Origin of the sequence: Pseudomonas sp. CBZ-4, from assembly GCF_000346755.1 — a bacterium.
Lineage (GTDB): Bacteria > Pseudomonadota > Gammaproteobacteria > Pseudomonadales > Pseudomonadaceae > Aquipseudomonas.
The window spans coordinates 1-21243 of record NZ_ANNV01000108.1 but is presented as its reverse complement, the minus strand read 5'-3'; the positions used below and the strand labels follow the sequence as shown (position 1 = coordinate 21243).

At 62.6% G+C, this 21243-nt stretch carries 19 protein-coding genes; 7 read left to right on the top strand and 12 right to left on the bottom strand.

From position 1 onward, the window contains the following. Nucleotides 1–15: 15 nt before the first annotated feature. The 9 genes from B348_RS0114920 to B348_RS0114880 all read right to left on the bottom strand — a co-directional run bounded on the left by B348_RS0114920 (nucleotide 16) and on the right by B348_RS0114880 (nucleotide 8282). Entirely contained in the window at nucleotides 16–870 is an 855-nt protein-coding gene (locus tag B348_RS0114920) for a transporter substrate-binding domain-containing protein (RefSeq protein ID WP_017736879.1), read from the bottom strand. Continuing rightward, nucleotides 867–1643 (bottom strand): amino acid ABC transporter ATP-binding protein, encoded by a 777-nt coding sequence (locus B348_RS0114915; protein WP_017736878.1) that lies wholly within the window; start codon nucleotides 1641–1643, stop codon nucleotides 867–869. The genes B348_RS0114920 and B348_RS0114915 overlap by 4 nt, the downstream gene beginning before the upstream one ends. After that, a complete protein-coding gene (locus tag B348_RS0114910) occupies nucleotides 1640–2299 on the bottom strand; it encodes an amino acid ABC transporter permease (RefSeq protein WP_017736877.1) in 660 nt (219 codons plus the stop codon). The genes B348_RS0114915 and B348_RS0114910 overlap by 4 nt, the downstream gene beginning before the upstream one ends. Then, the gene (locus B348_RS0114905; protein WP_017736876.1) at nucleotides 2280–2945 is read right to left on the bottom strand and encodes an amino acid ABC transporter permease; all 666 of its coding nucleotides are present in this window, start codon (nucleotides 2943–2945) and stop codon (nucleotides 2280–2282) included. The genes B348_RS0114910 and B348_RS0114905 overlap by 20 nt, the downstream gene beginning before the upstream one ends. Nucleotides 2946–3293: 348 nt before the next feature. Beyond that, a complete protein-coding gene (locus tag B348_RS0114900; protein ID WP_017736875.1) occupies nucleotides 3294–4076 on the bottom strand; it encodes a MetQ/NlpA family ABC transporter substrate-binding protein in 783 nt (260 codons plus the stop codon). A gap of 122 nt (nucleotides 4077–4198) precedes the next feature. Continuing rightward, nucleotides 4199–5125: a sigma 54-interacting transcriptional regulator gene (locus B348_RS0114895; protein ID WP_017736874.1), complete on the bottom strand. Its 927-nt coding sequence runs from the start codon at nucleotides 5123–5125 to the stop codon at nucleotides 4199–4201. Between the two features lie 49 nt (nucleotides 5126–5174). After that, entirely contained in the window at nucleotides 5175–5756 is a 582-nt protein-coding gene (locus B348_RS0114890; protein ID WP_017736873.1) for an alpha/beta hydrolase, read from the bottom strand. A 622-nt stretch (nucleotides 5757–6378) separates the two neighbouring features. Continuing rightward, the gene (locus B348_RS0114885; protein ID WP_017736872.1) at nucleotides 6379–7155 is read right to left on the bottom strand and encodes an ABC transporter substrate-binding protein; all 777 of its coding nucleotides are present in this window, start codon (nucleotides 7153–7155) and stop codon (nucleotides 6379–6381) included. Nucleotides 7156–7259: 104 nt separating this feature from the next. After that, complete coding sequence (locus tag B348_RS0114880) at nucleotides 7260–8282, bottom strand: LacI family DNA-binding transcriptional regulator (RefSeq protein WP_026136799.1); 1023 nt, start codon at nucleotides 8280–8282, stop codon at nucleotides 7260–7262. Nucleotides 8283–8470: 188 nt separating this feature from the next. Between B348_RS0114880 and B348_RS0114875 the strand changes: the two genes are divergently transcribed. The 4 genes from B348_RS0114875 to B348_RS0114860 all read left to right on the top strand — a co-directional run bounded on the left by B348_RS0114875 (nucleotide 8471) and on the right by B348_RS0114860 (nucleotide 13531). Then, nucleotides 8471–9430: a sugar phosphate isomerase/epimerase gene (locus B348_RS0114875; protein ID WP_017736870.1), complete on the top strand. Its 960-nt coding sequence runs from the start codon at nucleotides 8471–8473 to the stop codon at nucleotides 9428–9430. Between the two features lie 119 nt (nucleotides 9431–9549). Beyond that, the gene (locus B348_RS0114870; protein WP_017736869.1) at nucleotides 9550–10047 is read left to right on the top strand and encodes an RNA polymerase sigma factor; all 498 of its coding nucleotides are present in this window, start codon (nucleotides 9550–9552) and stop codon (nucleotides 10045–10047) included. Between the two features lie 53 nt (nucleotides 10048–10100). Continuing rightward, a complete protein-coding gene (locus B348_RS0114865; protein WP_017736868.1) occupies nucleotides 10101–11057 on the top strand; it encodes a FecR domain-containing protein in 957 nt (318 codons plus the stop codon). A gap of 89 nt (nucleotides 11058–11146) precedes the next feature. Beyond that, nucleotides 11147–13531 carry a TonB-dependent receptor gene (locus B348_RS0114860; protein WP_017736867.1) on the top strand — a complete coding sequence of 795 codons (2385 nt, stop codon included), beginning with the start codon at nucleotides 11147–11149 and terminating at the stop codon, nucleotides 13529–13531. A gap of 4 nt (nucleotides 13532–13535) precedes the next feature. Here B348_RS0114860 and B348_RS0114855 read toward each other — a convergent pair whose 3' ends face one another. The 3 genes from B348_RS0114855 to B348_RS0114845 all read right to left on the bottom strand — a co-directional run bounded on the left by B348_RS0114855 (nucleotide 13536) and on the right by B348_RS0114845 (nucleotide 18351). Continuing rightward, a complete protein-coding gene (locus tag B348_RS0114855; protein WP_017736866.1) occupies nucleotides 13536–14627 on the bottom strand; it encodes a GlxA family transcriptional regulator in 1092 nt (363 codons plus the stop codon). Next, nucleotides 14624–16033: a GABA permease gene (gabP, locus tag B348_RS0114850; protein WP_017736865.1), complete on the bottom strand. Its 1410-nt coding sequence runs from the start codon at nucleotides 16031–16033 to the stop codon at nucleotides 14624–14626. Before gabP ends, B348_RS0114855 begins: the two co-directional genes overlap by 4 nt. A gap of 152 nt (nucleotides 16034–16185) precedes the next feature. Further along, nucleotides 16186–18351: a TonB-dependent siderophore receptor gene (locus B348_RS0114845; protein WP_017736864.1), complete on the bottom strand. Its 2166-nt coding sequence runs from the start codon at nucleotides 18349–18351 to the stop codon at nucleotides 16186–16188. Nucleotides 18352–18453: 102 nt separating this feature from the next. Here B348_RS0114845 and B348_RS0114840 point away from each other — a divergent pair, with 102 nt between their 5' ends. The 3 genes from B348_RS0114840 to B348_RS0114830 are packed head-to-tail and all read left to right on the top strand — an operon-like array spanning nucleotide 18454 to nucleotide 21147. Continuing rightward, on the top strand, nucleotides 18454–19626 hold the full coding sequence (locus B348_RS0114840) for an MFS transporter (RefSeq protein WP_017736863.1): 1173 nt from the start codon (nucleotides 18454–18456) through the stop codon (nucleotides 19624–19626). 36 nt (nucleotides 19627–19662) lie between these two features. Then, nucleotides 19663–20178, top strand: a complete 516-nt coding sequence (locus tag B348_RS0114835; protein ID WP_017736862.1) for a sigma-70 family RNA polymerase sigma factor — start codon at nucleotides 19663–19665, stop codon at nucleotides 20176–20178. Further along, the gene (locus B348_RS0114830) at nucleotides 20179–21147 is read left to right on the top strand and encodes a FecR domain-containing protein (RefSeq protein WP_017736861.1); all 969 of its coding nucleotides are present in this window, start codon (nucleotides 20179–20181) and stop codon (nucleotides 21145–21147) included. The last annotated feature ends 96 nt before the right edge of the window (nucleotides 21148–21243 follow it).

Below are 21243 nucleotides of genomic sequence, written 5' to 3'. Positions count from 1 at the left end.
CACACAAGCCAGGGATCAGCCCTGCCACTTACCGCCTTCAACAATCACGCTTTCAGGCTTGGTGTCATCGCTCAGCTCTTTACGCACATATTGGTCATACAGCTTGAGCAAAAACTTCTCCTCACCCAACTTCGCCAGCTCGGCGTTCACCCAGTCGCGCAGTTCGATGTTGCCCTTCTTCACCGCTGGCGCAATCGGTGCTTCATCACCGAGTTTCTCTTCCAGCACGCGGTAGCCCGGGTTCTGCTTGGCCCAGCTGAACAGCACCAGGTTGTCTTGCGCATACGCATCACCACGGCCCGCCGACAGCGCTTGCAGCGATTCGGAGTTTTTCTCGAACTTGAGCAGTTTCCAGTCCGGGTGGTTTTTGGTCAGCCAGATATCGGCGGTGGTGCCGGTGGTGACGATGGTGGTGCGGGTCGCCAGGTCATCCAGGCTTTTCACCACGCTGTCGTTGGGCACCAGGGCCTGCACCGCGACTTTCAGGTTGGGGTTGGTGAAGTCCACCGCTTCCTTGCGTTCCGGCGTCACGGTCATGTTGGCGAGGATCAGGTCGACCTTGTCGCTTTGCAGGAACGGAATGCGGCTGGCCGGCTCGACCGCGACGAATTCGACTTTGTTTTCATCGCCCAGCAGATCCTTGGCGAATTGGCGGCCGATGTCGGTATCAAAGCCGACGTAGCGCCCGGCTTCGTTCACAAAGCCGAACGGCGGCTTGTCGGTGAATACGCCGACGATCAGCTTGTCCCGCGCCTTGATCTTGTCGATAGCGCTCGCGGCAGCGGCGACGGGTTTGGCAGGCTCTTCGGCCTTTTTATCGCAGCCGGCCAGCAGGGCGACGGCAAACAGTGGCAGCAGTAGTTTTTTCATGTCAGCTCCAGTTCCTTGGTCTTTTTGGGCAGTGTTGAAACAAAGGAGAACTTCTCCAGGAACTGCTGCGCGCGTGCGGTCTGCGGGTTCGTAAAGAATGCCTCGGGGGTGTTGTGTTCGAGGATGCGACCGGCCTCCATAAACACCACGCGGTCGGCGACGGCGCGGGCGAAGGCCATTTCGTGGGTGACGATCAGCAGGGTCATGCCATCGCGGGCCAGGCCCTGGATCACTTCCAGCACTTCCTTGACCATCTCCGGGTCGAGGGCGGCGGTGACTTCGTCAAACAGCATGACCTGCGGGTTCATGCACAGCGAACGGACGATGGCGATGCGTTGCTGCTGGCCGCCCGAAAGCTGGCGCGGGAAGGCGTCGCGCTTGTCGGCCAGGCCCACGCGCTCCAGGAGTTTTTCGGCTTGCTCGCGGGCTTCGCGGGGTTCGCGTTTTTGCACTTTCAGCGGGCCGAGCAGGATGTTGTCGAGCACGCTCATGTGCGGGAACAGGTGATAGCTCTGGAACACCATGCCGATGTCCTGGCGCACTTGGCGCCAGTCGGTTTTTTTGTCCAACAGCTCGTTTCCGGCAAACCGCAGGCTGCCGCTGTGGGCGACTTCCAGCCCATTCAGGCAGCGCAGCAAGGTGCTTTTGCCACAGCCGCTGGGGCCGAGGATCACCACCACTTCGCCGCTTTGCACACTCAGGTCGATGCCCTTGAGCACCTGCGCTTCGCCGAAATATTTGTTGAAACCCTGAAACTCGATCAATGCGCTCATGCTTGGGCCCAGCGCCGTTCCAGCACCTTGGAGGCGGCCGACAACGGGTAGCAGATAAAGAAGAAAAACAGGAACAGCACGCCGTAAATCAACACGGATTCGTAGGTGCGTTCGATGATTTGCTGGCCGACCTTGATCACATCCACCACGCCGATCAGCACTGCCAGGGAGCTGGTCTTGATGATCCGCGTGTAGACGTTGATGGTCGGCGGCGTCATGCGCTTGAGCGCCTGGGGCAGCAGCACGTAGCCGTACAGCTGCGGGTCGGACAGGCCAATCGACAAGCCCGCTTCACGCTGGCCCCGGGGCAGCGAATGCAACGCGCCGCGCACCACTTCGCCGACTTCACTGGCGCCCCACAGCGACAGCACCAGCACCGCGCACCAGAAGCTCGGGATGCTCAGGCCGAAGAAAATCGGCAGGCCGAAAAACAGCAGGTACAACCACACCAGCACCGGGATCGCGCGGAACAGCTCCAGGTACACCCGCAGCACCGCGTTGATCACCTTGTTGTTCAAGGTGCGCAACACGCCGTACAACACGCCGCCGACCGTACTGAAGGCGATGCTCAAGAAGGAAATCGACAGGGTTTGCGCAGCGCCCTTGCCCAGTTGCGGCAACGACACCCACAACAACTCAAGACCCGAACTGGCCATGCTGGAGCCTCCTTTCCAGGCGGCTGAGCAGCAGCGACAGCGGCAAGAACAGCAGCACGCAGATCAGCGTCAGCACGGCGAGCATTTCGTAGGTCTTGTAGTACAGCGCGATGTAGCTCTTGGTGGTGTAGAGAATCTCCGGCACCGCCACGGCGGAAACCACGGTGGTTTCCTTGAGCAGGAAGATGAAATTGGCGAACAACGCCGGCAGGCTGAGGATGCCGGCCTGGGGCAGGATCACATGGCGCAGCAGCTGCCAGTCGGACAGGCCGATGGACTTGCCCGACTCGATCTGCGCCAGCGGCACCGCTTCCACACCGGCGCGCAGCACTTCGGTGAGGTAGGCGCCGCCGAGAAAGGTCATGGTGATGATCGCCGCCCAGAACCCGGAGATATTGAAACCCAGGGCCGGCAGGGCGAAGTAGACGAAGAACAGTTGGATCAGCAGCGGTGTGTTGCGCGCCAGCTCCACGTACAGCGCCACCAGGCGTGACAGGTAGGGCGTGCGAAACACCAGCAGCGCGGCGTTGATCAGCGCCACCAGCAGCGAGGTGGCAATGGCAATCAGGCCCACTTGCAGCGTCACCCCCACGGCTTTCAGAAACGCCGGCAGGGTGGTGAGGATAAAGGCGAAATCGAAGGTCATCGGCAGTCCAAAACGCCGCAGGGGTAATGCGGCGTGCGCGGTTCGAGCCGGCGTGGGTAACGTCGGGTAGCGCAGACTTTAAAGGTATAAAAACAAATATTTAAATACCTAAATAGCATATTGATATCACGCAAAAACCTAACTGCCGCAAACCCACACAAAGCCCCTGTGGGAGCTGGCTTGCCTGCGATAGCGGTGTGTCAGATACAGATGTGCTGGCTGATAGACCACTATCGCAGGCAAGCCAGCTCCCACAGGTTTGATTGCATTCCAAATTCCAGGCAATAAAAAACGCCGACGCTGTAGAAGCCGTCGGCGTTGAAACCTTGAAGGGGGTTTTGGCTTACATCAGAACGCCGGCAGCACGGCGCCGCTGTATTTTTTCTCGATGAAGGCTTTGACTTCCGGGCTGGTCAGGGCCTTGGACAGTTTCTGGATCGCATCGCTGTCCTTGTTGTCAGGGCGTGCCACCAGGTAGTTCACGTACGGAGAATCAGCGCCTTCGATCAACAGCGCGTCTTTCGCCGGGTTCAGGCCGGCTTCCAGGGCGTAGTTGGTGTTGATCAGGTCCAGGTCAACCTGGTCCAGCACGCGTGGCAGCAGGGCCGATTCCAGCTCTTTGAACTTCAGGTTCTTCGGGTTGCTGGCGATGTCTTTCGGCGTCGCCAAGGCGTTTTTCGGGTCTTTCAGGGTGATCACGCCGGCCTTTTGCAGCAGCAACAGGGCGCGGCCGCTGTTGGAGCCTTCGTTCGGGATGGCCACGGTGGCGCCATCTTTCAGCTCGGAGATGTTCTTGATCTTCTTCGAGTAGGCGCCGAACGGTTCAACGTGCACGCCGACCACGGTGGTCAGGTTGGTGCCTTTACCTTTGTTGAAGTTTTCCAGGTATGGCAGGGTCTGGAAGTAGTTGGCGTCCAGACGCTTCTCGGCCACTTGTACGTTGGGTTGTACGTAGTCGGTGAAGACTTTGATCTGCAGGTCCACGCCTTCTTTGGCCAGGGTCGGCTTGATCAGCTCGAGGATCTCCGCGTGCGGGATCGGCGTGGCGGCAACCACCAGTTTCTCGTTGGCTTGGGCGAAGCTTGCAGTCAGGGCAGCCGCCAGCGCGGTAAACAACAGAACCTTTTTCATGCAGTGTCCTTAATTCCGGGGCGTCGGTGACGGCCGCTTGTCATGTGGTGTGCCAGCGATGTGCTATCGCGGCGTGAAACGGACAATACCTAGATTTTTTATTCCCGAACAATATCTTTTATTCACTTTGATATTCCATTTTGTTCATGTAGGAATTTTCGCAAGGTTTCCCGTTCGGCGGCGCTGGCGTTGTTGAAGATCCGCTGGACCTGCTCTAACGGCGAGCCCGCCACCGGCAAATTCAAATGCTCGGGCAAGATCTCGTCGCCACTGCTCACCAGCAACGCAAAGTGAATAACGTTTTCCAGCTCACGGGTATTGCCCGGCCAGCTGTGCTGTTCCAGCACCTGCTGGGCAGCGTCGCTGATCAGTGGCACCGGCAAGTCCAGGCGCTGGCTGTAGATGCCGAGGAAGTATTCCGCCAGGGACAAGATATCGCCGACCCGCTCGCGCAGCGCCGGCAGCTCCAGCTGGCCTTCGCTCAGGTAATGGAACAGGCGCTCATGGAACTTGCCCGCCGCCACGGCCTGGGCCAGGTCGATGCTGGTGGCGGCGACCAGGCGCACGTCCACCGGGCTCGGCTGATGGGCGCCGACGCGGGTGACTTCGTGGTTTTCCAGGGCGGCGAGCAATTTGACCTGGATCGGCAGCGGCAAGTCGCCGATCTCGTCCAGGTACAAGGTGCCGCCGTTGGCCGAACCAAACCAGCCGGCCCGGCTGCTCGCCGCGCCGCTGTGGCTGCCGGCGGCGTAACCGAACAGCTCGGCGTCGGCGTAGGTCGGGCTGATCGCGCCGCAGTTGACCGAGACAAACAAGCCGCCGCGATCGCTGCCACGGTGAATGTGCCGCGCCAGCAGCTCCTTGCCGCTGCCGGTCTCGCCGCGAATCAACACGGGCAAGGCGCGCGGCGCGAGGCTTTCGAGGTCTTCGCGCAGTTGGCGCGAACGGGGGTCGACAAACACCAGCGCCTTGGCGCGGATGCTCAGCGGGCTTTTATCGGCGTCGGGAAAGGTCAGCAGTGGCTGGCCGTAGGTTTCATGCAGACTCATGGCAGGCTCCCGCCCCGGCTCCACTCAGGGACGGGGCGTTGAAAAATATTCAGGCACTACGGCGGGCGTGGTGCTCAAGGCGGTTTTGCAGGCGATAGAGGTAGGCAAACCCCTGCTCCCAGCGCTGATGGCCGGACTTCACATTGATATGCCCCGCGCCCGAGAGGATGCCGGCTTCGGCGCCCCACTGACGGGCCAACTCCAGGGCCCGTGGGGCGCTGACGGCGCTGTCGTTGTCGGAGCTGACCACCTGGCTGGGAAACGGCAGCAGGTCGCCAGGAATCGGCGCGAAATTGCGCAGGGCCGGCGAGCAGGCAGGCCGTTCGACATCGGCCGGCGCCACCAGCAAGGCGCCACGCACCTGCCGCAAGTACTGCACGGGCGCCGTCGCCGCCCAATGGGCCACGGTGATGCAACCCAGGCTATGGGCGATCAGGATCACCGGCGTGCTGTCGGCGGCGATGGCCTCGGCCAGCGCGGCCACCCAGTCTTCGCGGCGCGGCGTCAGCCAGTTGGCCTGCTCCACGCGGGCGCTGTTGGGCAGGCTGTTCTGCCAATGAGTTTGCCAATGATCTTCTGGCGATCCTTGCCAGCCCGGCACGATCAGATAACGAATCGACTCGCTGTGCATGGGTGTGCCCTCCTGCAGCGTTTAACGTTGTAGGACAGTATAGGGACGGGTTTTATATTCGTTAAGGAATAAGAAGCTATTTATTAATAACCAAAAACTCAAAGCCACCTCAGATCAAACTGTGGGAACTGGCTTGTGTGGGAGCTGGCTTGCCTGCGATGGCATCAACTGGCTTTGCCTGATGTACCGAGTTGTCTGCATCGCAGGCAAGCCAGCTCCCACATTTTTAACCGAGATCGACACAAAAAATCGGTCGGCTCTAAGGCCGCCGCGCTCTGGCTTTTGATCTGCGGTCGCCCCGTCAAACACGCTGGCCGAACGCAGGCTTGAATCCGTGGGCAACCCGGCAGGACGCCGGGTTAGCCGCACTGGGCCATGGATGGCCCATTGCGGCGGCCCACGGATTCAAGCCTGCTTCGGGCACACCGAGCCTAGGCGAGGTGCCGAGTGTTGGGGCGAGGACCTTTTGGTTACTTTTGGGTCCCTCCAAAAGTGACCCGCTGTAAGAGCGGAACCATAGGTAGCCGTTACCCAAATAACGGATATGTACACAAAAAGACCGCCATCGCAGGCAAGCCAGCTCCCACATCAACCTACTCAGCCCGAACATCCCGGCTCAGCATCAATCGCCGTAGATATCAGACTTGAAATACTGCTCTGAAATCTTCTGGTACTCACCACTCGCCCGAATCCCGTCAATCGCCTTGTTCAACTCACTGACCAACTCACCATTGCCCTTGCGCACCGCAATCCCCGCGCCTTCGCCCACATATTTCGGGTCCTTCAGCTCCGGCCCGACAAACGCATAGCCCTTGCCCCGTGGCATCTGCAGGAAGTCATTCAGCGGGATAGTGTCGGCAAAGATCGCATCCAGGCGCCCGGCCGCGAGATCCATGTAGATCTCTTCGTTGTTGCTGTAGCGCTTGACGCTGATGCCCTTCGGTTCAAACACCTCGGTGGCATAGCGGTCGGTAGTGGTGGCGCGCTGTACACCGACGGTCTTGCCCTTGAGGCTGGCGTATTGGTCATCCACCACGGCGCCGTCCTTCATCACCAGGCGCGAAGACGTAAAGTAGTATTTGTGGGTGAAGTCCACCGACTTCTTGCGATCTTCGTTGATGGTCATGGACGACAAGGCCAGGTCGATCTTCTTCACCTTGAGGGAAGGAATCAGACCATCGAACTCACCTTCGACCCACACACACTTGACCTTCATCTGTGCACACAGGGCATTGCCGATGTCGTAGTCGAAGCCGACGATCTCGCCTTTTTCCGTCTTCGATGCAAACGGCGGGTAAGCCGCTTCAATGCCGATGCGCAGGGTCTTCTCGGCCGCCAGCAGGTGGCTGGACGCGAACAGGCCCAAGGCCAGGGCGGTGATGAGGGGGAGTTTCTTCATGATGAGGTTCTCGCGGGTTGTTGTTGGTTTGGCAAGAGAGAAGAAAACGCTGCAACGATCATTTTGTACTTATAATTCCATACTGGACTTTTACGTCTTTACCGTCAATCACAGTTGTAGCGCGTATGCACCAACACCCGGGTAAACGCCGGCGCGGCCCGCGCACCCTCCCGCGCCCCGCGAATCCAGCGCACCGCGGCCGACACCTCGCCGACAAAATCGTGGGACAGCACATAGTCCATCACCCCGGACTCAAGCATCGCGCGGGTATGCCCGGTCAACTCGTGCCCGACGAACACCGGCCGCTGTTCGCCGGGGATGGTGCCGATGGCCTGCGCCACGCCACGATTGGCCCCGGCCACGTTGTAGATCGCCGCCGGGTAGTCGTGTTTGGAGAAGTAGCGCATCAGCTGTTCGGCAGTGGTCTGCGGACGGTCGTCAGACCCCATCCGCTCATCGATCTTCAGGTGCGGGAACTCCGCGCGCAGCACCCGCCGAAAGCCCATCTCACGTTCCTGCTGGCAACGGAACGCCATGCTGGTGACCAGCAGGATCTTCGCCTTCTGCCGCGCCAGCGCATTGCCGATCAGCAAGCCGGCGACGCTGCCGGCGGCGTACTGGTCGTTGCCCACGTAGGCGCTGCGCCCGGAGTTGGGCAAGTCGGTGGTGAGGCAGACAACGGGGATTCCTCGGCGACACAAGGCGCGCACGGCGCGGTTGATCGCCGGGTGTTCACGGCAGACCACAATCACCCCGTCGGCGCTGGCGCCATCGGCCTGCACACGATCGGCGAATGCTGCTGGATCGACGCTGTTGCTAGGGGCGTAATGACCTTCAACAAGCACGCCGGGCGTTGAGCTGTTCACCGTCTCCTGTGCCTCGGCCAGCGTCGTGTTGAAGGTTTCCCCCGAGTCGCAGAACAGTTTGATCTGCAGGGTCGCCGTGCCGTTGGCGAGGTCTTGCCTGAGCTTGTCCAGCGCCGCCAGCACTTTGAGCCGCGTCTGTTCGCGCACCCCGGCACGGTGGTTGAGCACGCGGTCCACGGTGGCGACGCCGACCCGGGCGACCTTGGCGATCTGCTCCACCGTGGGGCCCTTCCAGAATGGCACAGGGGCTTGCTGAGACATGGCGGACCCGTCCTGAATGATGTGAATACCCTCATTTATAAACCGTATGCCCGTACTTTAAGAGTTCTTTGTGCAGTGCAACTTGAGGGAATTCCCATCAGTTTTGGCCCTTGCTCGTCCTTGAACGCCGGCGAACCACTGCGAATAATCGCCCCATAACAACCACAACACGTGTCAGGAGCTTCGCGATGAAATTGGGATTTGTCACCGATACCCTCGGCAACCTGCCGTTGGGCGATGTGCTCAAGCACGCTGAACGCATGGGCCTGTCGGGCCTGGAAGTGAACACCGGGGGCTGGTCCACCGCGCCGCATTTCAATCTGCAGCAGATGCTCGACAGCAACGCCGCTCGCCGCGATTTCACCCGCAGTTTCGAACAGCACAACCTGGAAATCATCGCCCTCAACGCCAACGGCAACCCGCTGCACCCGACCCAGCCGGAACAGGCCCAGTGCCTCAAGGATACGATCCGCCTGGCCGGTGAACTGGGGATCAAGACCGTGTGCACCATGTCCGGCCTGCCCGAGGGCCAGGCCGGCGATCGCATGCCCAACTGGGTCGTCGCCTCGTGGCCACCGGAGACACAAACCATGCTGCGCTACCAGTGGGAAGAACGCCTGCTGCCGTTCTGGGGCGAGATCGCCGACCTGGCCAAGGCCCATGGCGTGGAGCGCATCGCCCTCGAATTGCACGGCAACCAGTGCGTGTACAACGTGCGCTCGCTGCTCAAGCTGCGCGACGCCATCGGCCCGGTGATCGGCGCCAATCTCGACCCGTCGCACCTGTTCTGGATGGGCGCCGACCCCCTGGCCGCCGCCGACGCCCTCGGCGATGCGCTGTACCACGTACACGCCAAGGACACGCTGCTCAACACACCGGTACAGGCGGTGGATTCACTGCTGGAAAACGGCTCGCTGATGGACGTGTCGGCGCGCAGCTGGTCCTATATCACCCTCGGTTTCGGCCACGGCGAACAGTGGTGGCGCCAGTTCTGCTACCGCCTGAAAATGGCCGGCTACGATGGCTGGTTGTCCATCGAACACGAAGACGTGTTGCTCAACAGCCTCGAAGGCCTGGAAAAATCCGTGGCACTGATGCAAGGCGTGATGCCGGTCGCCGCCAGCGACTTCAAACCGCAAGCGATCTGACAGCCTCTCTACAACTGAGCCCACGGCGCGATGGCGAAAAAACCTTCGCGCCGCTATTAACAATCATTCTCGTTTGTTATATTCCGCCGCGCTTGCTCCCATGGCTGTCAGGTGGCGTTATGTCCGGCTCAGATCTCAAGGCGTTGTACCTCGCCCATCGCGGCGAAATCCAGGCTTACCTGGACCGCCGTTTACGCTGCAAGGAAACCGCAGCCGACCTGACGCAGGACGCGTTCATCCGCTTGTCGGAACAGATGGGCCGCACGCGCATCGACAATTTCCGCGCCTATCTGTTCTCGGCCGCGCGCAACCTGTTCATCGACCACACCCGCCGCCAGGAGCACCGCAAGGGCGAGCCGCTGGACCAACAGGCACCCGGCGCGCTGGAACAACCCAGCCCGACGCTGGAGCAAGCCGCCATCGCCCATCAGCAACTGGCCACCCTCAACGTCGTGATCCAGAACATGCCCGCGCCCTGCCGCGAAATATTCCTGCTGGTGCGTGTTGAAGGCCTGACCTACGTGCAGATCGGCGAACGCCTCGGCATCTCGCCGAAAACCGCCTACAGCCGCATGGTGCGCGCCCTGGATTTGTTGAAGCTGGGCATGCCCGAGTGAGCCCCTTCACTTATACTGCGCCGCCTGCCCTGCCCTCGTTGAATTGATGACCCATGAGTGTTGAACCGCCGCGCCTCGTCCCCACCCCCGCCCGCCCGGATGACGCCAGTCACCAGGCCAGCGAGTGGTTTGCCCTGGTCCAGGCCGGCACGCCGACCCCGACCGAGCGCGAGGCACTGGCCGACTGGCTCGCGGCCGACCCGCGCAATGCCCAGGCGTATGCCCGCCTGGAGCAGTTGTGGGCGGCGACCGCCGTGTTGGCGCCGCCCAAGGTGCAAGCACCCCAACTGTCCCGGCGGCGCTTTGTCGGGCTGGGGGTTGCCGCCAGTGTTGCGGTGGTGGCGGCCAGCGCTGGCACCCTGTGGTTCAAGGGCATCGGCGCGCCGTTTGCCGACGTGCGCACCGCCGTGGGCGAGCGGCGCACCGTGCAACTGCCGGATGGTTCCAGCGTTGAGCTGGCCGGCAATAGCGCGCTGAACCTGGATTTTTCCGCCACGCGGCGCGCGGTGGAGCTGTTGCAGGGCGAGGCGTTTTTCCAGGTGCAGCCCAAGGCCGCCGAGTTTGTCGTGCAGACCCAGGCGGGCCGGGTGTTGGCCAGTGACGCGGAGTTCTGCCTGGCGTGCGACGGCGCCAGCGCGCTGTTGAGCGTGAGCCGGCACACGGTGCGCGTGATAACGCCAAGCCAGCAGACCGACCTGGGCGAAGGCCTGTCCCTGCGCTTCAGTGCCACCCACACCGGCGCCATCCAACGCGCCGAGCTGGAACAGGTGCTCGCCTGGCGCAACGGCCGCCTGGTGTTCTTCGACACGCCGCTGCTCAGCGTGGTCAACCAATTACAGCACTGGCGTGCAGGCAAGATCTTCATCCCCGACCCGCAACTGGCCGCGCGTCGCGTCAGCCTGATCCTCAACCTCAACCGTCCCGAGCAGATGCTCGACGTGTTGGCCAAGGCCCTGGCCGTGCGCGTGACCCACTACACCGACCTGGTCACCCTGATCCAACCGGCCTAATCGCAAATAATTCACATCGCCATCAGGTATCGCCACGCGTCATCCGTCGTAAAGGGATTGATAGCGCGACCTCATAGGGAACCACCTGAATGGCAAATCAACCCCAACCCACCGTGCACTGGCGCGCCGCCGCCCTCGCCTGCAGCCTGCTCATGGCAGCAGTCCCGGTCTATGCGGCCACGGCAGCGAGCACCTCGGTGGATAAACTGTCGCTCAACATCCCGGCCCAGCAACTGCGCCAGGCCTTGTTGATCTTCAGCCAGCAATCCGGGCAGAACGTGCTGCTCGACGGCAACCTCGACGGCGCCCTGCGCAGCTCGGCGGTGGTGGGTGTGTACGCGCCGGAACAGGCCCTCACCGAACTGCTCAAAGGCAGCGGCTACAGCTTTGCCCGTACCGACGCGGCCACGGTTTACCTGGTGCCCGTGCCGCGTCAGGTAGACGGCATGACCTTGCCGGCGATCCATGTGCAGGACTACGCCGGACAAGACGGCGGCCCAAGTGTCGGTTATCTGGGCAAACCAAAGTCCACCACCACGCGCCTGGGCCTGACCGACAAACAAACCCCGCAAGCCATCACCGTGGTCACCCGCGAGCAACTGGACGACTTCAAGCTCAACAGCGTGAAGGAAGCCCTGCGCAGCGCGCCCTCCGTCACCGTCGAACAGTTTGAAACCGACCGCACCGCCTTCACGTCCCGCGGGTTCAAGATTGAAAACTTCGAATTCGACGGCATGGGCCTGCCGTTCTCCGGCGGTGTGTTGGTGGGCGAACAGGACATGACCGAGTTCGAACAGGTCGATGTACTGCACGGCGCCAATGGCTTGATGAGCGGCGCGGGCGACCCCTCGGCCACCGTCAACCTGGTGCGCAAGCGCCCCACCGACACCTTCCAGGCCAAGATCGACGCCAGCGCCGGTTCCTGGGACAACCGCCGCCTGGGCCTGGACGTCTCCGGCCCGCTGACCGACAGCGGCAACGTGCGCGGGCGCTTTATCACCTCCCACGACAAGGGCAACTCCTACCTCGACCAGTACAGCCACGAAGTCAACGTGACCGCCGGCTTGCTGGCCTTCGACCTGTCCGACGCCGACACCCTGACCGTCGGTTTCTCCCAGCAGGACAGCTACTCCAACGGCAGCACCTGGGGCGGCCTGCCCATCGCCGACTACGCCGGCAACCGCATCCACTACAGCGACCGCAGCGCCAGCGTCGGCCAGCCGTGGACCTACTGGAATATCCAGACCCAACGCGCCTTCGCCGAGCTGACGCATGCCTTCGACAACGGTTGGACCAGCACCCTCACCGTCTCTGGGATGAGCCAGCACTCCGACACAAAAATGCTCTACGCCATCCCGCTGACCGCCGACAGCGTGATCGCCTACATCAACCGCACCAAGAGCACCGAGCACCAGGTGGCCGCCGAAGGCCAACTGTCCGGCCCGTTCAACTTCCTTGGCCGCGAACATGAGCTGACCCTCGGCGCCAACTACGGGCGCCTGCACCACACGGAACGCGGTCACTACAACAGCGCATCCGGCAGCCAGGTGGAAAGCCTCGCCGACGTACTGGCCGGCAACGTGGTGGAACCGCCGATGAACTACACCGACGACCTCAACACCCAGCTGTTCACCGACCGCCAGAAAAGCCTGTTCGCCGGCGCACGCTTCAGCCTCACCGACGACCTGCACTGGATCGCCGGCGCGCGCATGCTCAGCGCCGATGGCGACGGCATGGGCTACGGCTCGCCGCACAACACGCGGGTTCACGGCAAAGTCACGCCCTACACCGGCCTGGTCTACGACCTGAACCCGCAGTGGAGCCTGTACACCAGCTGGACCGAAATCTTCAAACCGCAATACCTGCGCAGCACCGCCGGCGGCATCATCGAGCCGCTGGAAGGCAAAAGCATGGAAGTCGGCGTGAAGGGCCGCCTGCTCGACGAACGCCTGGGCGTCACCGCCGCGCTGTTCAAGACCGAACAACAAAACGTCGCCGAAGCCACCGGGCAAATTGTCGGCGGCCAGTACGTGTATCGCGGCGTCGACTACAAAAGCCGTGGCGTCGAACTGCAAGCCAACGGCGAAGCCCTGCCCGGCCTGACGCTGGCGGGCGGCTACACCTACGTGCACATCGAAGACAACCACGGCGACAAGGCGCGCCAATACGTGCCCAGCCACAGCGTGCGCGGCAGCCTGACCTACCGCCTGCCCGGCCTGCCCCACGCCAAGATCGGCAGCCGCGTGCAATGGCAAAGCTCCACCCAGGTCGACAGCAACAGCCGCGTGCAACAAAGCGCCTATGCCCTGGTGGACCTGATGGCCAGCTACGACTTCGATGACCACTGGAGCACGGCGCTGAACCTGAACAACGTCACCGACCAGAAGTACCTGCTGTCGCTGTACCAGGCTGCGGGCTCCACCAACTATGGCGCGCCACGCAATGTGACGGCGTCGGTGACCTGGAAGTACTGAGCGGTCAGTCTGCGCGCCCGCCCGGACGCAGGTTCTTGATACTGGCAAACGTCGACTCGCCCCGCGCCTGCTCCAGCACGTTGATCGGCATGGGCGCGGGCGCGCTGTGAAGGATCGGCTTGACCACGATGGAGCGCTCACTGTCGGTGGCCGAGCGCTCATCGCTGGGCGGCACGCCGAAGTACTCGCGGTAGCATTTGGAGAAGTGCGGCGTGGACACAAACCCACAAAGCACGGCCAGTTCGACGATGGAAATCGGCGTCTGCTTGAGCAGCTGCCGCGCGCGGATCAGCCTTAATCTGAGGTAGTAGCGCGAAGGCGAACAGTGCAGGTATTTCTGGAACATCCGCTCCAGCTGGCGGCGTGACAACGCCACGTACGCGGCCAGTTCGTCGAGGTTGATCGGCTCTTCCAGGTTGGCCTCCATCAACGCGACGATGTCCTGCAACTTGGGTTGCTGCGTGCCCAACATATGCTTGAGGGGCACGCGCTGGTGATCCTGCTCGTTGCGGATGCGCTCGTAGACAAACATGTCCGAAATCGCGGCGGACAGTTCATGCCCGTGATCCCGGCCGATCAGGTGCAGCATCATGTCCAGCGGCGCGGTGCCACCGGAGCTGGTGAGGCGGTCGCGGTCGAGGGTGAACAGGCTGGTGCTGAGTGTCACCCGTGGGAAGGCTTCCTGCATCGCGGCCAGCCATTCCCAATGCACGCTGCATTCATAACCATCGAGCAAGCCGGCCCGCGCCAGCACCCAGCTGCCGGTACAGATGCCGCCGAGGCGCTTCGAATAACGCGCCTGGCTGCGCAGCCACTTGACCAGTTCGCCAGTCACGGTGCCTTGGATACCGATACCGCCGCACACGATCACGCTGTCGGCCACCGGCACGCTATGGATCGAACCGTCCGGGGTGATGGGCACGCCGTCGCTGGCCCACACCGGGTTGCCATCCAGGCTTGCCGTGTGCCAGCGATAAAGCTCCTGGCCGGCCAACTGGTTGGCCATGCGCAGCGGCTCCAGGGCCGACGCCAAGGAGATCAGCGTGAACTGGTCCAACAGCAAAAACACCAGGCTGTTGATCGGCCGCGCGCTCATGGCTGGGTGGCTGCGGACACGGCCTGAGGTTGGGGTTCGGGATGCCGCGCGGTGATCAAGCCGACCAGGGCAATCAGCAAGGCCAGCACGAGGGTGGATGACACCTCGAAGCGGTGCGCGGGCGTGACCAGCATCACCGTCAACGCGCTACAGATGAACGCGATCACCAACCAGGTCAACCAGGGAAACAGCCACATCTTGAACGTCAGCGTGACGTTGCGGCGCAGCAACACCTTGCGCATGCGCAGCTGCGACACGGCAATCACCAGGTACACCAGCAAGGCAATCGCGCCGGAGCTGGCGAGCAAAAACTGGAACAGTCCGGCCGGCATGAAGTAGCTGAGCAAGGTCACGCCCGCGCCCAGCACCGTACTGGCGATGACCGCCCCCCGTGGCACGCTGGCGGCCGAGGTCTTTTTCATCAGGGCGGGCGCATCACCGCGCTTGCCCAGGGAAAACAGCATGCGCGAGGCAATGTAGATCGAGGAGTTCATGCAACTGGCGACGGCGATCAACACCACGATATCCACCAGCAGCTTGGCATGGGGAATGTTCATCAGCTCCAGGGCGCGCTGATAGGAGCCCACCGAGGCCAGCAGCGGGTCATCCCACGGCACCACGGAGATCACCACGAAGATCGACAACACGTAGAACACGCCGATGCGCCACATCACCGAACGGGTCGCCCGCGCGATGTTCTGCGCCGGGTTGCTCGACTCGGCGGCGGCGATGGTCACGGCTTCGGTGCCGATAAAACTGAACATGATGGTAATGAACGCGCCGACCACCGCCGACAGCCCATTCGGCGCAAAACCGCCGTGTTCCTCCATCAGGCGGCTGAGCCCGCTGGCCTCGCGCTCGGGAATCCAGCCCATCAGCACGGCAAAGCCCAAGCCAATGAAACCGATGATCGCCACCACCTTGGCCATGGCGAACCAGAACTCGAATTCACCGTATTTGGACACGCTGAACAGATTGGTCACCACCAACAAAAAGATCGACAACAAGGCAAAGAGCCAAGCGTCGATCTGCGGGAACCACTGGTTGAGGATATGCCCGGCGGCCAGGGCTTCGATGGGGATCACCAACACCCAGAACCACCAGTACAACCAGCCGATGGTGAAGCCGGCCCAGCGGCCGATGGCCTGGTCGGCGTAGGTCGAGAACGAGCCGGTGTCCGGGTTGGCCACCGCCATCTCGCCGAGCATGCGCATGACCAGCACCACCAGCAGCCCGGAAAACAGATAAGCCAGCATCACCGCCGGCCCCGCCGCCGCAATCGCGTGCCCGGAACCGACAAACAACCCCGCGCCGATAATCCCGGCGATGGAGAGCATGGTGACGTGGCGCGGCTTGAAGCCCTGCGCCAACTGTCCGTTGGAATCCTTGGTATTCAGGCTATTCATCGTTGTTTTTATTCTCGGTGATCGACGTAAGGCGTACTGACTGAAGAGTCAGGCGATCATCATTTCTTAATGATGGGTCACCTTACGCGGGCCGGCCGGAGCGAAAATAGCCTGGGTGCGGCATGAATGCGTCTGATATCGACATTCGTGTCCTAGAAATCCACGCTCGCCGACAACTGCAACGTACGCGGATAGCCCGGCGAAAACGCGCCGTACGACGCCACGCCCGACCAGTACTCACGGTCAAACACGTTCTGCACCGTGGCACGGAAGGTCGTTGGTCGTCCGTCGATCTTCGTCGCATAACGCGCGCCGGCATCGATGCGCGTCCACGAGTCCAGCTGCTGGGTGTTGGCCTGGTCGACGAACTGGCGGTCGGTGTAGATCGCGCCGCCGGTGAGGGTAAAACCTTCCAGCCCCGGGGTGTCCCACTCGGCCCAGAGATTGGCCTGGATATCCGGCACGCCCACCGGTTTGTTGCCACGGTTGGCGGCGGTGGCGGATTTGGTCAGTTCGCCATCGAGGAAGGTCACGCCGCCCATCAGGCGGGTGCCGGGGGCCACTTCGCCAAACATGCTCAGCTCCAGGCCACGGTTGCGCTGTTCGGCCTGCACCGAATACACACCGTTGGCCCCGGTTTCGCCGCTGGGTTTTTCGATCTGGAACAACGCCACTGTGGTCATGAAGCTGCCGTGTTCGTACTTCACGCCGAGTTCGTGTTGCTTGGACTCGTAGGGCGCGAAGGTCTCCCCGGCGTTGCTCGCCGTGCCGGGTGCCGCGTCGCCTTTGCTCAAGCCCTCGACATAGTTGTAGTACAGCGACACGTCCTCCCACGGCTTGACCACCACACCGAGCAACGGCGTGTTGGCGCTGGCGTCATACCGCGCACTGACGCCGCCGGCGGCGTTGTAGTTGCGCGACTCGATGGCTTGGTGGCGCATGCCGAGGGTCAGCTGGATGCGGTCGTCGAGCATGCCCAGGGTGTCGGTCAACGCGATGCCGGACAGTTCCGTTTCGGAAATGCGCAGCACCTTGGGCGTGTTGATGTATTGCTTGGGCGTGTCCACCGGGTGGTAGATATTGGAACGGATCAGCGTGCCGTTGTTGATGCCCCGCGACAATTCATCCGTGTAACGGGTCGCCATCAGCGTGGCGGTGTGCGTCACCGGGCCGGTGGCAAAGAGTCCGCGCGCGCCCACATCGGCGGTGGAGCGGTCGACGTTGAATTTGTAGTAGCCCGGCGTGTTACTGGTGTCGCCGGCGTCATTGAGGATGCGCGGCACCTGATCGGACATGCGCTTCACATCCGAACGCCCGCCACCGGCATGGGCGAACACGGTGAGGTTGTCGTTCAGGTCATATTCGCCGCCGAGCAGCAGCGACTGCTCCTTGGTGTCCGACCAGCCCCACTGCTGCGGCAGGCTGGTGCGGCCATTCGGCGCCGACGGCACCTGCACGCCCGGTTGGATGGTGAACGGCCGCGAGGCGCCCTCCCAGCTTTCTTTTTGGCTGATGTAATCGAGGTTCAGACGCAGGCGCTCGCCGCGATAATCCAGGGCGATGGCGCCGATGCCGACGTCGCGGCTCTGGTTGTCCACGGCCGTGTCGCCGCCCTGCAGGCTGCCGTTGAAGCGCACGCCAAACTGGTTTTCATCACCGAAACGACGGCTGATATCGAGGTGGCCGCCGACCTGGCTGTCGGAGGCATAGCTGCCGGTAAAGCGCGTCAAATCTTCATCCAGCGGGCGCTTGGGGACGATATTGATCACCCCGCCCACGCCGCTGTTGGGCGAGATGCCGTACACCAGCGCACCCGGGCCCTTGAGCACTTCGATGCGCTCGGCGTACTCGGTGAACGCGCGGTAGTTGGGCGCCACGCCGTACACGCCGTCAAAGGCCAACTCACCGAGGTTGCCCTCGCCAATTGCGAAACCGCGCACGAAAAACGAGTCGACAATACCGCCCGACTGCCCGGTGGAACGCACCGAAGGGTCGCGCTCCAACGCATCGGCGACGGTCACGGTTTGCAAGTCGGCGAGGGTCTTGGCGGTGTAGCTGGTGACACTGAACGGGGTGTCCATCACGTCCTTGTTGCCCATCATGCCCAGGCGCGCGCCCCGGGCGACCTGGCCACCGGCGAACACCTCGGGCAGGGTTGTGGGGCCGTTGTAGACGGCGTTGACGTCTGTCGCGTCAAGGGTCAGGCTCTGCGCGCTGTCGTCGTGCGACTCGGCGCTGGCGGCCCAGGCGTTGCCGCTGGCGGCGGCCAGCAACAGGGCAGTACGGATGGCGAATGTTAACCGGCTGGCAACGGGCATGACGTCGGGGTCCTTGGATCGGATGAGAATTACTCCTGATGCCAGCCGACCGGCGAAAAAGTATCAGCCCCCTGTGAATTTTTTGAAAACCGAGACTGAGCCATGCCACCGACCCGCGTCCTGATTTCCCTGCTGTTCGCGATCCAGCTCGTGTCGATGGGCGCGATGGAAATGAGCGGGCCGTTCTGGCCGGTGCATCTGCGTGGGATGACTGACTCCGATGCGCTGTTCAGTTTCGCCAGCATCGCCGTGTACGTCGGGCCGATGCTTGGCATCCTGCTGACCAGCGCATTCTGGGGGCGCATCGGTGACCGTCATGGGCACAAGCTGATGATGATCCGCGCCTTGGTCGGCCTGACCCTGACCCAGTTGGCGTTGGCGCTGGTCAGCGATATCTGGGCGATCCTGTTGCTGCGGTTTTTGCAGGGCGCGTGCGCCGGCTATATCGCCCCGGCCCAGGCGTACGGCGTGAGCATCGAAGCGCCGGCGCGGCGCGCACGCCTGTTTGCGCTGTTGCAGATTTCCACCAACGTCGGCTCGCTGCTGGGCGCGGTGCTCGGCGGCTTGATCCTTGATCACGCGACGTTTTTCTGGATCAACCTCAGCGCTGCCGCACTCTGCGCGGTGTGCACGCTGATCGCTGCGTTGACCTTGCCCGACGTGCCGCCGCAGAAGAAAACCGTGACCGTCTCCAGCGCCGTGGTGTGGCGCGGTTCGGCGCTGCTGCCGCTGTTGGCGGTGATGGGCATTCTGCTGTTGGCGCGGCTGCTGCCGCAGACCTCGTTCGCGCTGTATGTGAGCAGCACCTTCAACGTCAGCAACGCCTGGGTCGGCCTGTGCTACGGCTTGCTTGCGCTGGGTTTCATCCTGTCCGCGACCACGTGGGCGCGGCACTTCGAAGGCCGCAGCCAAGCCGACTCGCTGCAGCGCATCGCCTGGGTGGTGCTCGGGTGCATCGCCCTCACCGCCCTGGCCGGCATCACCCGCAACCCGCTGGTGTTTGCCCTTGGCTACCTGGTGTGGGGCGTGTTGCTCGGCGCCACCACGCCGGTGCTGATGGCGCTGATTTCCAAGACCGCCGACGGCACCAGCCAGGGCCACGTGCTGGGGATCGCCCAGGGCACGGCGCAATTCGCCTCGATTGCCGGCATCTCGCTCGGGGGCCTGCTCAGCCAGGTGTTTGGGCTGGCGTACACCTACCTGTTCGTCTGCGTGGCCTATGGGCTGGCGCTGCTTGCGATTCTCGCGTTGCGCTCACGCAGGGTTGTCCCTTAGCATTGGGAATACTTCTCAATTGCACGGTTGCGCGTCATGAGCGAAATCCTCGAAGCCGATCACACCCAGCACCTGCGCGCAATCGAGGCGCTGTACAGCGGCCATCACGGCTGGCTGTACGCCACGCTCAAACGCAAACTCGGCAATGCCATGGATGCGGCGGACCTGGCCCAGGACACCTTCACGCGCATCCTCGCCTCCCAGGTCACGGTGATCGACCAGCCACGGGCCTACCTGACCTGCGTGGCCAAGGGCATCCTGGTCAATTGGTACCAGCGCAAGGCGCTGGAACGCGCCTACCTGGAAGCCCTGGCCAGCGCGCCGCCGCAAGAGGCGCCGTCGGCCGAAACCCACTTCATGGTGCTGGAGACCCTGCACGAAATCGACGCGATGCTCGACGCGCTGCCGCCGCTGGTCAAGCGCGCGTTCCTGCTGTCGCAGCTCAACGGCCTCAAATACGACGACATCGCCGTGCAGTTGGGCGTGTCGCTGATCACCGTCAAACGCTACATGAAACAGGCGTTTGTGCAGTGCCTGATGCTGGTGGAATGAATGCTCAGCCTGCGCAAGGAACCGCCGCTGCCCGCTGACGTCCTCGAAGAAGCCGCCGAATGGCTGATGCGCCTGAGCGAAAACGACCTCAGCGCCAACGAACGCGCCGAATGGGAGCGCTGGAAGGTCAGCAGCCCCGAGCGCGACCGCGCCTGGGCCCGGGCGCAGGTGCTGCAAAGCAAGCTCGGCGGTTTGCCGCCGGCGCTGGCGATGTCGGCGCTGGATCGTCCAAGTCATCCTGAACGCCGCGCGGCGCTGGGCAAGCTGGCGTTGTTGCTGGCGGTGATGCCGGTCGGTTGGGGCGGTTGGAAGCTGGCGCAGTCGCAGCAGTGGACGGCGGATTACCGCACCCACGTCGGCGAGCGCCGGGAGCTGGTGCTGACCGATGGTTCGCGTATCACGCTCAACACCGACACGGCGATCGATGTGCGTTTTGATAGCCAGCAGCGGCTGGTGCAGTTGCGTGAGGGGGAGATCCTGGTGCAGACGGCGGCGGATGCTGTGCGGCCGTTTCTGGTGAGTACGCGCCAGGGGCATATGCAGGCGTTGGGGACGCGCTTTACCGTGCGCGAACTGGGTTCGCGGACTTATCTGGCGGTGCTTGAGGGGGCGGTGAAAGTGGTGTTGGCTGAGAATCGGCAGGGTGCGCCGTTGGTGGTCAATGCGGGGCAGCGTACGGATTTTTCTGCGCAGACGTTTGGTGGGGTTGAGGTTGTTGACCGGAATGTTGGGGCGTGGGCTCAGGGGATGTTGATGGCGGACAAGATGCGCCTGGCGGATTTTGTTGCGGAGCTGGCGCGGTATCGGCGGGGGGTTGTGCGGTGTGATCCGGCGATTGCGGGTTTGCTTGTTTCTGGGGCGTTTCCGGTTGGTGATACGCAGCGTGCGTTGAATATGTTGGTGGGGACTTATCCGGTGGTTGTTAGGGGGCATTTGAGTGGGTATTGGGTGACGCTTTCGGCGGCTTGAGCTTGGTTTTTTTTGGAGTGAGTACATATCCGTTATTTAGGTAACGGCCACCTATGGTTCCGCCCTTACGGCGGCTCACTTTGGAAAAGCCCCAAA